This is a genomic window from Kineothrix sp. MSJ-39 (genome assembly GCF_018917935.1).
In the GTDB taxonomy this organism is placed as follows: domain Bacteria; phylum Bacillota; class Clostridia; order Lachnospirales; family Lachnospiraceae; genus CAG-194.
The window spans coordinates 1-13,571 of record NZ_JAHLPN010000023.1; the positions used below are offsets into that span (position 1 = coordinate 1).

12 protein-coding genes, 2 tRNA genes and 1 other annotated feature are annotated in these 13,571 nt (G+C 43.1%); of the genes, 3 read left to right on the forward strand and 11 right to left on the reverse strand.

From position 1 onward, the window contains the following. Nucleotides 1-416: 416 nt before the first annotated feature. The 7 genes from KQI22_RS12195 to KQI22_RS12225 form a co-directional block, all read right to left on the reverse strand. Nucleotides 417-504: transfer RNA gene (locus KQI22_RS12195), tRNA-Ser, on the reverse strand. A gap of 95 nt (nt 505-599) precedes the next feature. Next, nucleotides 600-1,304: a lysophospholipid acyltransferase family protein gene (locus tag KQI22_RS12200; RefSeq protein ID WP_216552743.1), complete on the reverse strand. Its 705-nt coding sequence runs from the start codon at nt 1,302-1,304 to the stop codon at nt 600-602. A gap of 189 nt (nt 1,305-1,493) precedes the next feature. After that, complete coding sequence (locus KQI22_RS12205; protein WP_216552745.1) at nt 1,494-2,048, reverse strand: Fe-S-containing hydro-lyase; 555 nt, start codon at nt 2,046-2,048, stop codon at nt 1,494-1,496. 102 nt (nt 2,049-2,150) lie between these two features. Continuing rightward, entirely contained in the window at nt 2,151-2,993 is an 843-nt protein-coding gene (locus tag KQI22_RS12210) for a fumarate hydratase (RefSeq protein WP_216552747.1), read from the reverse strand. 19 nt (nt 2,994-3,012) lie between these two features. After that, entirely contained in the window at nt 3,013-4,107 is a 1,095-nt protein-coding gene (locus KQI22_RS12215; RefSeq protein ID WP_216552749.1) for a M20 metallopeptidase family protein, read from the reverse strand. Nucleotides 4,108-4,436: 329 nt separating this feature from the next. Further along, a complete protein-coding gene (gene tyrS / locus KQI22_RS12220; protein ID WP_216552751.1) occupies nt 4,437-5,657 on the reverse strand; it encodes a tyrosine--tRNA ligase in 1,221 nt (406 codons plus the stop codon). A gap of 182 nt (nt 5,658-5,839) precedes the next feature. Further along, nucleotides 5,840-6,082, reverse strand: a binding site (T-box leader). Between the two features lie 35 nt (nt 6,083-6,117). Further along, nucleotides 6,118-6,191, reverse strand: a tRNA-Pro gene (locus KQI22_RS12225). A 575-nt stretch (nt 6,192-6,766) separates the two neighbouring features. On the opposite strand from KQI22_RS12225, the gene KQI22_RS12230 reads away from it, so the two are divergent. Beyond that, nucleotides 6,767-7,330, forward strand: a complete 564-nt coding sequence (locus KQI22_RS12230) for an RNA polymerase sigma factor (protein WP_330623376.1) — start codon at nt 6,767-6,769, stop codon at nt 7,328-7,330. Further along, nucleotides 7,327-7,806: a hypothetical protein gene (locus KQI22_RS12235; protein WP_216552753.1), complete on the forward strand. Its 480-nt coding sequence runs from the start codon at nt 7,327-7,329 to the stop codon at nt 7,804-7,806. Before KQI22_RS12230 ends, KQI22_RS12235 begins: the two co-directional genes overlap by 4 nt. A 9-nt stretch (nt 7,807-7,815) precedes the next feature. Here KQI22_RS12235 and trmB read toward each other — a convergent pair whose 3' ends face one another. After that, entirely contained in the window at nt 7,816-8,472 is a 657-nt protein-coding gene (gene trmB, locus KQI22_RS12240) for a tRNA (guanosine(46)-N7)-methyltransferase TrmB (protein WP_216552755.1), read from the reverse strand. Between the two features lie 237 nt (nt 8,473-8,709). On the opposite strand from trmB, the gene KQI22_RS12245 reads away from it, so the two are divergent. Then, nucleotides 8,710-10,221: a D-alanyl-D-alanine carboxypeptidase family protein gene (locus tag KQI22_RS12245; protein ID WP_216552757.1), complete on the forward strand. Its 1,512-nt coding sequence runs from the start codon at nt 8,710-8,712 to the stop codon at nt 10,219-10,221. 66 nt (nt 10,222-10,287) lie between these two features. On the opposite strand, the gene KQI22_RS12250 is transcribed toward KQI22_RS12245, so the two are convergent. The 3 genes from KQI22_RS12250 to KQI22_RS12260 all read right to left on the reverse strand — a co-directional run bounded on the left by KQI22_RS12250 (nt 10,288) and on the right by KQI22_RS12260 (nt 13,561). Further along, nucleotides 10,288-12,249, reverse strand: a complete 1,962-nt coding sequence (locus KQI22_RS12250) for an oleate hydratase (protein ID WP_216552760.1) — start codon at nt 12,247-12,249, stop codon at nt 10,288-10,290. Nucleotides 12,250-12,307: 58 nt separating this feature from the next. Further along, nucleotides 12,308-12,889 carry an HdeD family acid-resistance protein gene (locus KQI22_RS12255; RefSeq protein ID WP_022003564.1) on the reverse strand — a complete coding sequence of 194 codons (582 nt, stop codon included), beginning with the start codon at nt 12,887-12,889 and terminating at the stop codon, nt 12,308-12,310. A gap of 99 nt (nt 12,890-12,988) precedes the next feature. Next, nucleotides 12,989-13,561 (reverse strand): TetR/AcrR family transcriptional regulator, encoded by a 573-nt coding sequence (locus KQI22_RS12260; protein ID WP_216552763.1) that lies wholly within the window; start codon nt 13,559-13,561, stop codon nt 12,989-12,991. Nucleotides 13,562-13,571: the final 10 nt, after the last annotated feature.

Here is a 13,571-nt window from a genome sequence, read left to right on the forward strand (position 1 = left end):
ATCCTGAGCCAGGATCAAACTCTCATGTTTAAGTTTTGATCTTTGGTCAAAATTAACTCTAGCTAAGTTTAACCGTTAATTTACTTTGTTTAGGTTTTGTTCTCTGAACAATTCTTTTTTAGAATTTTCAGGGTTGCATTGCTGTTTATTTGTCAAGGTTCTGTGTTGTATCTCTCGACGCAACTCTGATATAATATCATGTGTCTTGCCGTTTGTCAACACCTTTTTATTTATTTTTTTGAGATTTTTCAATCTCATCTCCACCACTTTTTCGCGGTGGAATCTTATCATATCATCCCGTTCGTTCTTTGTCAACACTTTTTTGTGTTACTCTGTCGAAATTTATTCGACCAAAGTCCCGGGCGAAAAAAAGGAATCCTGAACGTGTCAAGATTCATTTTCATCTTGATATGAAACGGAGAAAGAGGGATTTGAACCCTCGCGCCGCGTGAACGACCTACACCCTTAGCAGGGGCGCCTCTTCAGCCTCTTGAGTATTTCTCCTTACTACTGAACTTTATCCTCTACCAATATAAAGTTACACGTCATCTGACGCAAATGTTATTATACATAAGCCTATTTTGTTTGTCAACCATAAACTATAAATTCTTTTCGATCGCCTCTTCAATACGGCGTTTTACCTCTTCTGCGATCTCATTGGAGCGCATATGCTGGTATTCTTCATAATACAGCGGCTTTAAATAGATGAGCTTTACCGTCACCTGTCTTACGGAGTTTTCATCAAACGGAACAAAGGAATTGATAAGCGCACAGGGAACGATCGGGCATTTTGCTTTCTGGGCAGCTTTAAAGCTTCCGCCCTTGAACTCCAGCAGCTTATTCCCCATTTTGCTGCGTGTTCCTTCCGGGAATATGATATAGTTTCTTCCCTGCTGTACTTCTTTGGCAACCTGATTGATGACCTGCATGGACTGCCTTAGATCTTCTCTGTCCATCGGAAGGGAGCCTGTCGCCTGGATCGCCTGCTTTAACAGGATCACATTTCTGGCTTCTTTTTTGATCACAAATGCAAACGGCTTTGGGGAGGAATAAAAAAACATCAGTACGTCAAATAGCCCCTGATGATTGGGATAAAAGATAAAACCGTCTTCTTTTGGTATATTTTCTATCCCATGGATCTCGGGAGTGATATTGCCCGCCTGTATGGCATGTGTGGAGATTTTCTTCCCGATCAGAAAACCGGGCATATAATCTCCGATATATTTTTTCCCTGCCAGCCATATCTGATAAAATAAGAACGGTACCAGATAGAGCTTTCTCAAAACCATCATTGCAATTCGCATTTTATTCTCCTGTCAGTATACAAACAATAAAGTACTGCCTGCTTTGCTATTATAAATCTATATCTTGTATTATTTTGTTTCAACCCCACATATATATAGGAAGAAACTCTTTCATTCTTCATGCTTTCATATAAATCTGCAGATCATTACACAGATTCCATGTACACTTTTCCGCATCGCATCTTTTATCTAGGATAACGTATTATATTCCTTCACAGCCGTTTCATACAGGTTATTGCCGTCTTTGTCGATTACAACGATCGCCGGAAAGTCTTTGACTTCCAGCTTGCGGATCGCTTCTGTGCCCAGATCATCATATGCGATCACTTCCGAAGAAAGAATGGATTTGGAAAGAAGTGCGCCTGCTCCGCCGACTGCGGCAAAATAGACCGCTCCGTTTCTGACGATCGCATCTATGACTTCTTTGGAGCGTTTTCCTTTTCCGATCATGCCCTTCAGACCGAGATCAAGAAGCTCCGGGGCATATTTATCCATACGGCTTGCCGTTGTCGGTCCTGCAGAACCGATCGGTCTGCCTTCCCTTGCCGGCGAAGGCCCCATATAATAGATCACATTGCCTTCCATTGCAAGCGGAAGCTGCTCTCCGTTCTTTAACGCTTCCTGCATTCTTTTATGCGCCGCATCTCTTGCTGTATAAATCGTACCTGTAATAAGGACGGAATCACCTGCGTGTAAATTCTGGATTTCTTCTTTTATGAGTGGTGCCTGTATTGATTGCTTCATGATTATCCTTTCTGTTTTCAACTATATGATATGAATATTCATCTAACGTTTTTCATTCCTGCTCTATTCTATGATATTTCGCCATAGCATCTCATGCCTGTATTACAATACCCATGTGCTATGTCTGCATACGTGACAGCAGATGTTGACTGCAACAGGAAGTCCTGCAATATGCGTCGGATAGGTATTGATATTGACAGCCAACGCGGTCGTGGTTCCGCCAAGTCCGCCCGGGCCGATTCCTGTTTTGTTGATATTCTCCAAAAGCTCTTTTTCCATTTCTGCCACATATGGGATCGCAGAATGCTCGTTTACCGGTCTTGTAAGTGCCTGCTTCGCCATGATCGCACACTTTTCAAAGGTTCCACCGATTCCGACACCTACTACCATAGGCGGGCACGCATTCGGGCCTGCATCTTTTACAGCCGTTAAAATGGCTGCTTTTACGCCTTCTATGCCATCTGCCGGTTTCAGCATAAATACGCGGCTCATATTTTCACTGCCAAAGCCCTTCGGTGCAACAGTGATCTTTACCTGATCGCCCGGAACGATCTGATAATGGATGACCGCCGGGGTATTGTCCTTTGTATTTTCACGTTCAAGCGGATCTTTCACAACCGATTTGCGCAGATAACCGTCTACATAGCCCTGTCTGACGCCTTCGTTGACCGCATCTTCCAGACTACCGCCTTCAAAATGCACATCCTGCCCGATCTCCATAAAGATCACAGCCATTCCTGTATCCTGACAGATGGGGATCATATCCTGGCCTGCGATCTGCAGATTGTCTGCAAGCTGCGAAAGCACCTGCTGTCCGACCGGGGATTTTTCTTCCTTACACGCCTGCTCCATGGCAGCTTTCATATCCTCTGTCAGGAAATGATTGGCTTCTATGCACATTTCCCGGATATTTTTGGTAATATCTTCAACCTGTATCGTTTTCATAACCTTCTCCTTTGCTTTATCAATGCATGATTATAGTGTCCCATATCGTGCCTGCTTTTTCAAGTAATGCTTCGGGATAACAATAGGACTCTGTGTGGAGCCCGGGTGTTTCCTCTCCTGCGCCGATCCCGAAAAATACGCCTCTGCACTTTTTCTGATACCATCCGAAATCCTCTGACCAGCGCATTGGCTTTGGCAGATATGTGTATGGCAGTGCATGCTCGATGCATGACTGCTCCAGCTTCTCTGTCAGTTCTGTATCGTTTACCGTATCCGGGAAAGCATCTGTTTCCGATACCTCTACCGTGATTCCGCTTGCCTCAGCCTGCTGCCCTGCATAGGCTGAAATAGTTTCTGTCAATGCTTCCAAGTCCTTCTGGTAATGCGCCCGCAGCGTCAGACATAACCTGCCGTCCCCTGCAGAAATGCCAAAATTTTCGGATCCTACTTTTATTTCAATAATGCTTGCCATCGTAAGTCCCTTTTTGTGATCCTTGCACCACAGGGGAAGCTTATTTACAATCCCGGCGATCAGATATCCCGGATTGATGCCCTGCTCGGGATAAGCCGCATGGCTTTGTTTTCCATGCAGATCCAGAATCAGCCCCTTGGACGCACAGGCAAATACTTGTTTGCGCAGCAGTACTTCTCCAAGCGGATAGCCCGGAATATTATGACAGCCATAGATTTCCGAAACAGATTCCCTTTCCAGTACAGGACATGCCCGCTTTGCACCTTCTCCCGTTTCCTCTGCCTGCTGCCACAACAGAATCACTCTTTTGCCGATCTTTCTACCTTCCTGTCTGCACCGTTCCAGACAAAGGGCTCCCAAAAACAACGCTGCACTGTGCCCATCATGCCCGCAGCCATGAAATACGCCGCCTGCTCCGTCCGGAAGGGCATCCATATCCGCCCGCAGACAGATCGTTGGCTGATCCTTTTCCTCATATACAGCGTACAAATAGTCCAACGTTTCTACGACGGACAAAGTTGTATAGTTTGTCAGATATTCCTTCAGGATTGCCTTTGTTTTTGTTTCCTGCCCGGACAGCTCCGGCGTATCATGCAGTTTCTGCCATAATTCTTTTGTCAGTTCCAAATCTCTGCTATTCATATAAAATCCATCCGCCTCATTGCTCTGAAATAAATTGCTATCTACTATATTATAGTGAATTTCCATATTGCGCAAATTCATTGTATCATACATCTTCGATCCATAACATTTCTTAGAACCGCAGCCCATATAAAATTTGTTTTGCAAAGGGCTGCGGCTGCATCATGCATCTTCGATGCATGACATTTCTTAGAACCGCGGCCCATATAAAATTTGCTTTGCAAAGGGCCGCGGCTGCATCATGCATCTTCGATGCATGACATTATATAAAAAGGGACTACTATATACATAATAGTCCCATTTGTATCCAATTGGATCTTTTTATTTTATTATACGGTTACGATCTTACGGAAGTTCTTTTTACCACGTTTTAATACGATACCGTCTCCAATCGCATCTTTCACAACTGTCTGCTTGATATCGGTTACTTTTTCGCCATCGATGGATACACCGCCCTGCTCGATCGCACGTCTTCCTTCGGAACGACTTGCCACAAGGCCGGATTTTACAAGCATTGTGATCACATCAACGCTGCCATCTGTAAAATCTTCATCTGTAAGCTCTGCAGTTGGCATATCAGCAGCATTTCCTGCTGAGAATAAAGCTCTGGCACTTTCCTGTGCTTTTGTAGCCTCTTCTTCACCATGTACAAGCTTTGTCAGCTCAAATGCAAGGATTTCTTTTGCCTCGTTAAGCTGGCTTCCTTCCCAGCTATCCATTTTCTCGATCTCTTCCATTGGAAGGAAGGTCAGCATACGGATACATTTCAGTACGTCCTGATCGCCGACATTTCTCCAGTACTGGTAGAATTCAAACGGAGAGGTTTTGTTTGGATCAAGCCATACAGCACCTTTCTGTGTCTTACCCATCTTCTTACCTTCTGAGTTCATCAGAAGTGTGATCGTCATGGCATATGCATCTTTTCCGAGTTTACGACGGATCAGTTCTCTACCACCGAGCATATTGCTCCACTGGTCATCGCCGCCAAACTGCATATTACAGCCGTATTTCTCATACAGTGCCAAGAAATCGTAGCTCTGCATGATCATGTAGTTAAACTCCAAGAAGCTCAGACCTTTTTCCATTCTCTGTTTGTAGCACTCTGCACGCAGCATGTTGTTTACGGAGAAATGTGCACCGATATCTCTGATAAATTCGATGTAGTTCAGATCTCTGAGCCAATCTGCATTGTTGACCATAAGAGCTTTATCTTCACCAAATTCGATGAAACGGCTCATCTGCTTTTTGAAGCATTCGCAGTTGTGGTCGATCTGCTCTTTTGTCATCATGGAACGCATATCTGTTCTGCCGGACGGATCACCGATCATACCTGTTCCGCCACCGATCAGCGCGATCGGCTTATTGCCTGCCATCTGTAATCTCTTCATCAGGCAAAGTGCCATGAAATGGCCTACATGAAGGCTGTCTGCTGTTGGGTCAAAACCAATATAGAATACAGCCTTTCCGTTGTTGATGAGTTCCTTGATCTCTTCTTCGTCTGTGAGCTGTGCCAGAAGTCCTCTGGCTTTTAATTCGTCAAATACTGTCATTTTCGTCTCCTTTTTCGTTTTGGTTTAATTTTTTCTGCTTTTATACTCGAAATTTCTGCCGCTTTCGCGTCAGCCGCACTATCGTGCTCTTAAATTTCTCGTTATACGCTCGGTTAAAATCAAATACTCACTTCGTTCGCGCTTGATTTTCTTCCTCGCTATAAAAAGAAACCCCGTCCTAATCAAAGGACGAGGTTTATACTCGTGTTACCACCTTTATTCACAAAAGCCTCACGGCTTCTGCCTCATCAAGTACATACATACTCTCCTGTTATAACGGTCAGGTTCCGTCGCAGCCTACTGGATGTTTCGTTTGGTGCGCAGCTCAAAGAGGTATTCATGATCAGCTTCCCTTGCACCTCTCACCAGCCGGTAACTCTCTGTCAGTTTCCCTGATCATTACTTGTTCTTATCATAGCCTTATATTAAAAATACAGCAAGTCTTTCGACTTGCAATCAATCGGGGTGACGTGATTCGAACACGCGACCTCTACGTCCCGAACGTAGCGCTCTACCAAGCTGAGCCACACCCCGAGAGTGAGAATTTCCGCTCACCACTGAGATATGTTATCACATTTTATTTTTGTTGTCTACTACAAATTTTATATTGCAGGTTTTTTCTAAAATTTCATATCTTATGTGACAAAATGAGATTGTCTAACATATATAAAAATGCTATACTTATCGTGTTGTCGCATCCCATTCTGGCAACAGAAGGGAGGTGTATTGCTTGGAAATAGTATTTTCATTTCTATTTTCTGTTATGGCAGGTGTGGTTTGTCATTGCATCTGCAAATGGCTAGACAGAAAAGACAGTGACAATTAGCCAAAAGAAAGCCTCGGAGGAAGCCGCCTCCGAGGCTTTTGCTTTGTGTATTGCTTGAATACATTTTCATTTCTGTCTGCAGACATTATAGCATATGTCAAATACCATGTAAACATTCTATCTGTAAATAATATACTTACAAAATTTTATATTGCAGGTTTTTTGCTGCCATATGCGATCATTTCGCAATATGATATGATGAATTAGCTTATAAGATATGTAAGATTTACATGCAAAAGTTGTGTATATAGGTGAACGAGGAAAAAGAAAGGCGCGGTGAAGGATGATGGATGATGCAAAGATAGTTCAGTTATATTGGGACAGAAATGAACAGGCAATCTCTGCTACCGCTGACAAATACGGTAATTACTGTGCTGCTATCGCCCAAAATATACTTGGTAACTGTCAGGATGCAGAGGAGTGCGTCAATGATACATACATGAATGCATGGAATTCCATGCCACCACACAGACCAAATATACTGGCAACATTCCTTGGAAAAATTACAAGAAATCTGGCATTAAACAAATATAAGCACAATACTGCAGACAAACGGAGCAACGGTCAAGCCCCATTGGTTCTTGATGAAATTGCAGAGTTTGTGTCCGGTACAGACAATGTAGAACAGGAAATCAACCGCAAAGAACTTATACTGGCTATAAATCATTTTTTGAAGAAACTTCCATCCGATAAAAGAAATATTTTTGTATGTCGATATTGGTATTTTGACAGTATATCCGATATCGCAGCCCATTTTGACATGACAGAAAATAATGTATCCGTCACACTGAACCGCCTTCGCCTGAAACTGCGTAATTACCTTTTAGAAAGGGGATTTGAACTATGAAAAAAGAAGAATTCGCAGAGATATTCGGAAATATCAATAAAAAATACATCCTAGACGCAAAAACAAATAATAAGGAGAAGAAGCCCATAGGAATTAAATGGAGCATTATAGCTGCCTGTCTGTGTATTATGATGATTACCATTAAAACAGTTATGCCCGTATGGATGCATTCCGATACAAGAACAAATGATACGGTAGCTGCTCCCATGATCACAGTCATGGGCAAAAATTATTTTGCACATGACATGCCTGTTGATAAGCTGCCTGCAACATATCACTATCTGCGAAATTTAACAGCAGAGGAAGCAAATAATACTGAGCTGGCGGGTAGTGCCATTTATGTCGATCCGCAGGATGAAAATATGTATACAATCTACCTTTATCAAGAATGTGGAACACCTATTGACACAAATACCGTTGACAATACAAAGCGTCAATGGGCTTATGTAAAATGGACCGCTTCTGACACAGAATAGAAAAATCTTCTATCTGTAAATAATATACTTACAGATCGGATTGCCCTTGGCAGAGAATTTTTCCTCATATTCTGTCATGACATTTCCCGCATTTAAAACCGGATCGTGATGTAAGTCATAAGTAACGGCTTTTTCTTTCCAGCCTGCAAGCGGAAGCTCACTGATCGCAAAATCAAACAGACCTTTATTATCTGTTTTGAATTCAAGCTGACCGTCTTTTTTCAGGAATTTATCATATAATGCCAGAAATTCCTTGCTTGGCAGGCGTCTCTTGGCATGACGATCCTTCGGCCATGGATCGGAAAAATTCAGATAGATCCGGTCGATCTCTTCTGCTGCAAAGATCTCGCCGAGCTTTCTTGCATCAACACAAAGGAATCGGATATTACCCGGTACGTTATTTTCTTTCTCCAGCTCTTCCATTTTCTGCACTGCTCGCAGAAGCACACTGGAATACAGTTCAATTCCAATGTAATTGATATCCGGGTTTTGCTGTGCCATAGTCAGCAGAAATTTGCCTTTTCCCATTCCGATCTCAATGTGGATCGGATTCTCATTCTGAAAGATCTGTTCTCTGAATTTTCCACGATAAGTTTCCGGCTGTTTGATCACATATTTGCTGTTTGCGAGGGCTTCATCTGCGCCCGGTATATTTCTAAGTCTCATTTTTTCCTCTTTCTTTTTATAATTGCCTGTATAGATCCCCGATGCTGGAACACTGGGAATTTTATATTCTTACGCGATACATGCAAAAAATATCTTTCTAATATCAGTAGTATATTACATGATTTCTATGTAAAAAGATAGCAAAAGATTTTCATTTATCCTGAAATAGTGTATGATAGATTGGTATATTATTATTAAAAGTATAATTTATTTTGAATTTCATTTTTAGGAGCATATATGCTATTTCATACTTTTCATTGTAAAAAACTGATCTTATCGCTTTGCGTTGCTTCTCTGCTCTGCACACAGACGATTACTGCCTTTGCGCAGCCGACAGACGCAGAGGCAAGCGATACCGCTGCAGCGGTCGATTATGATATGGACGCTGCCATGCGTCTTGAGGAGCCGATCGATTCCAACGCGATCGATGGCTGGCCGACCGGTCCTGTTGTAGGCGCGGAAGGTGCGATCCTGCTGGAAGCCAATACCGGAACGATCCTGTATGCCAAGAACATTCACGAGCATCTTTATCCGGCAAGTACGACAAAAATCTTAACAACTCTTGTTGCTATTGAAAATTCCGACCTGAATGACATGGTGGAATTCTCCAATGAAGCGGTATTCAGCATTGAACGGAAATCCTCCAACATGGGAATGGACGTCGGGCAATCCATTACGATGGAGCAATGCCTGTATGGTATCCTTGTGTATTCCGCAAATGAAGTCTGCAATGCAGTCGGTGAACATATTGCCGGTTCTATTTCCAGTTTTGTAGATATGATGAATGCAAAGGCTGCAGAGCTTGGCTGCAAGGACAGTCATTTTGTGACTACAAACGGTCTTCATGATGAAAATCATTATACAAGCCCTTATGATCTGGCTACGATCGCAAGAGCCTTCTTTTCCAATGAAACGCTTACCCGTATAGCAGGCACAAGCCATTATACGATAGAACCGACTGCAACACAGCCTGATCTGATCGACCTTTATACACACAATAAGCTGACAAACAATACTTATCCGTATGAGGGCTATATCGGTGGTAAGACCGGTTATACCTCGCAGGCACATCAGACGCTTGTCAGTTGTGCGGAGCGAAATGGCATGCAGCTGATCTGTGTTGTCATGAAGGAAGATGCACCGGCGCAGTTTACAGATACGATCGCTTTATTTGACTACGGTTTCAATAACTTCAGCCGGGTCAATGTGGCACAAAATGAAACGAATTATACAGTAAACAACTCCGACTTTTTTGAAAGCAACAGCAATATTTTCGGTGCAACCGAAACGATCATGTCCATCAATCCGAATGATTATGTGATTGTTCCGAATACCATCACTTTTTCCGATCTGACATCCACACTTTCCTATGAAGATGATGCCTCTGATCCGCTGGCAGTTGCTTCCATCAACTACAGTTATCATGATGTTTCTGTCGGACAGGCAAAGGTAGAGCTGAATGCGCAGAAGGACACCTATGATTTTACTTCTCCGGTCGTGGAATCTGACTCTGTTTCCCAGAATAACGCACCGGGCGATAAAATCATCTTTATCAACGTGATCAAGGTGATCGCTATTGTGATCGGCGTGATCGTTCTGCTTCTGCTCCTTATTACAGCGATTGCCTTTTTCCGGAACTATCATTTCTCCAGACGGCGCAGAAATAAGATACAGTTTAAGATGAACCGAAAAAATAAGTCATTTGGACAGAGAAAACGGAGACGGGACAGAAAGAGGAGAATGAAATAGATTTTAATATTAGAAAAATCCCCCTGACAGATGTCAGAGGGATTTTTGAGTTGGCAGAGGAATTTCTTACATTCCCTCTTTTAAGATATTATGCTCTCTCAAAAGATCTTCGATCACGGTTCCTTTTACTTTCTTGATCAGGGCTTTCTTGGCTGCGTTAAGCGGACCTGGAAGCTGGATCTCTAAAGGAGATTTGCCATCCATGAGTTTTACGGAGCTGTCAAGCAGATCTCTCACATCGTAGACACTGCCCCAGACTTCAGGAACACCTCTGTCGACATGGCAGAGACCGTATACAGCTTCCATAGCGGTACGAACGGAATACTCTGTTGTGAAGATCGTGTCTCTTGGAGTTTCAGCGAACTGTCCGAGAAATGCGAAGTTATCGCAGCCATCCGGGATAACGTCCGGTCTGTCACCTTTTCTTCTTGGCATGAAGAATGCGGTGATATATGGCATCATGGTCGGTGTACAGTTTGCATGATTTTCTGCCAGCTCGTCGATCTCATCTACCGGAACGCCTAAGTGATACAGCCATTCTGCTGTGATCTCCTTACCGGTACATTCCTTCATCGGTTTTTTGATATAATCGCCCGGTTTGTCGGTAAACAGGCTGTAAACCCAGATGCAGACTTCATCTTTCTTCTGCTCTTTGAACTGCCCCTGTCTGTTGATCGTCCAGCTTAAAAGCCAGCTTGAATCTTTGCAGGAAACAATACCGCCGGTTACAACATTTCCGGTTCTGGGATCTCTCTTGCAGATATTCTTGATATAGGAAATGATCTTCTCATCACTTGTTGTTACGGTAGCGGATTCCCAGTTGGAACGGGAAATATCGCCACAGAATTTCTCAGGATGTCCGAAAGACGGATCCTGCGCTGCAATGTTCTTCCAAAGATCCCAGCATCCACTTGTACGAACTTCCGCATCACCTACCGGTGCTTCGTTCTGGCTTCCGTAGATCGTACCTTCTGTACAGCTTCCGTTTGTCACAAATACAAGATCGTTTTCTGTCAGCGGAATGCTCTGCTTCTCGCCGTTTACGAGACATTCAATACTGGCAGCACGTTTCTTTCCGTCGTCGATATCAAATAATACATTGGTTACCTGTGTGTTAAACTGGATCTGCACGCCTGCTTTTTCCAGATATTTCTGCATCGGAAGGATCAGGGATTCATACTGGTTATACTTCGTGAACTTCAATGCGGAGAAATCAGGAAGTCCGCCAATATGATGGATAAATCTCTGGATATAAAGCTTCATTTCGAGTGCACTGTGCCAGTTTTCAAATGCGAACATGGTACGCCAGTAAAGCCAGAAATTAGAATCAAATACTTCTTCATCGAAGAAATCTTCAATCGTTTTATCGTACAGATCTTCATCCTTTGTGAAGAACAGCTTCATGATCTCCATGCAGCCCTTCTGGCTCAGACCGAATTTACCGTCTGTATGTGCATCCTGTCCGCGATGCTCCGTCGCACGACATAAAGAATAGTTCGGATCATGCTTATTCAGCCAGTAATATTCGTCCAGAACGGAGGCACCTTCTGTTTCCAGAGATGGGATGCTTCTGAACAGATCCCACAGACATTCAAAATGGTTTTCCATTTCACGTCCGCCTCTCATGACATAGCCTCTTGTCGGATCGTTGATACCATCACAGGCACCACCTGCAATATCCATTGCCTCTAAGATATGGATATTTTTGCCTGGCATCTGCGCATCTCTGACAAGGAAGCAGGCTGCTGCCAGTGCGCCAAGTCCGCTGCCTACGATATAAGCGGATTTATTTTCAATGCCTTCCGGCTTTTCCGGACGGGCAAATGCTTCATAATTACCGTTCGTATAATAAATGCCCTTACTGTTTTTCTCATGCATGCCACGTTCTGTATTGCGGTAGTCTGCAAGCTCCTGCTGCTGTTTTCTTGTCTGCTTTACTGTCTGTGCTTTTTTCTTTCTGCTGACGGCAAATACACCTGCTACTCCTGCCAAAGCGACTGCTGCTCCTAATTTTGCATTCTTATTCATAATAAGTTCCACCTTTCTGTTTTGAAATTGGTTTTCTTGTTCTCTTTTCTTAAGTTTATTAGTTCAGGAAATCGTCTTCATCTATGATCATCTCATCCTCCTCCCGTTTTATCGTTCTGACTGTACTTTGTACAACAAATAAATTTAATGCGCCGTCTAAGATCAGATTGATTCCGATCAGTCTTGTGATCACACCACTTGTCTGAAATGGCATCGCAAACAGTAAAATACCGAGAATACACACGATAATGGCGATCAATAAAGTTACCCACCAGTTCCGGAATCCAAACTTTTTGGACTCAAACGCGGTCTGCATTTTGAGTGCTGCATCGATCAGAAGAAAGATTCCGATGCAGATGGAAAAGAGCTGGATCGTTGCCCAGGAACGAATCACCATGATAAGTCCGAATATAATGGAGGCGATTCCAAGTCCCAGGTCATATTGAAATGCCAGTTGAAATATGTCTTTGGAAAAATAGCCGGTCAGCTTGACAAGTCCGAATATAATCAGGAAAATACCACACATTTTACAGATCGCGCCAAGTGCCATGTGCGGCCAGATCAGAAGGACTGCTCCTACAAGGATCAGGCAGATCGTCAAAATACTATAGGAATTTTTAATTGCTTTCAGGCTTTTCATAAGTTCCACTCCCTTTTTGTTTTTCTATACTATACTGCCCGTTTTTCGGAATTTCTATGGACAAAAAAAAGACAGTGTCTGATTTTTAGACACTGTCCTTTATTTGTCTGATTTTTGATCTTTGATGCAGCTTTCGATCATATCACGGATCGTCGCCTGAAACGATACAGACAGGCGGTGCATCAGATCATCCCTGCTCGGCGGAAGTCCTTTTTCGATCCATTCCAGAGTATTGCCGATGATCGCATGGCTGTAAAAAAGCGTAATATAATGCTTATCGCTTTCTGTCAGATCATAGCCTGCTGCCTCTTTTTCCACATATCTGCCAACACAGTCCTCGGCGATCTTACTCAGATATCCTTTCAGAATATCGCCCTTTTTGGACTGGTAAACATGAAAGATCGCCTTTTTATTGGCAAATACGATCTGAGAGCATCTGACGATCTCTTCATAAAAGGAAGCTCCTTCATTGACATCCCGGACAGACTTCTCCGCCTCATTCTGAAATACCGCATCGAGTACATCGTAAATATCCTGAAAATAATAATAGAAGGTATTTCTGTTGATCTCACATATTTCACAGATATCCTTTACCGTGATCTTATCAAGCTGCTTTGTACTTAGTAATTCGAGCAGGCAGTTCATAATTGCCTGCTTTGTAAATTTCGCCATGGCATCTCCT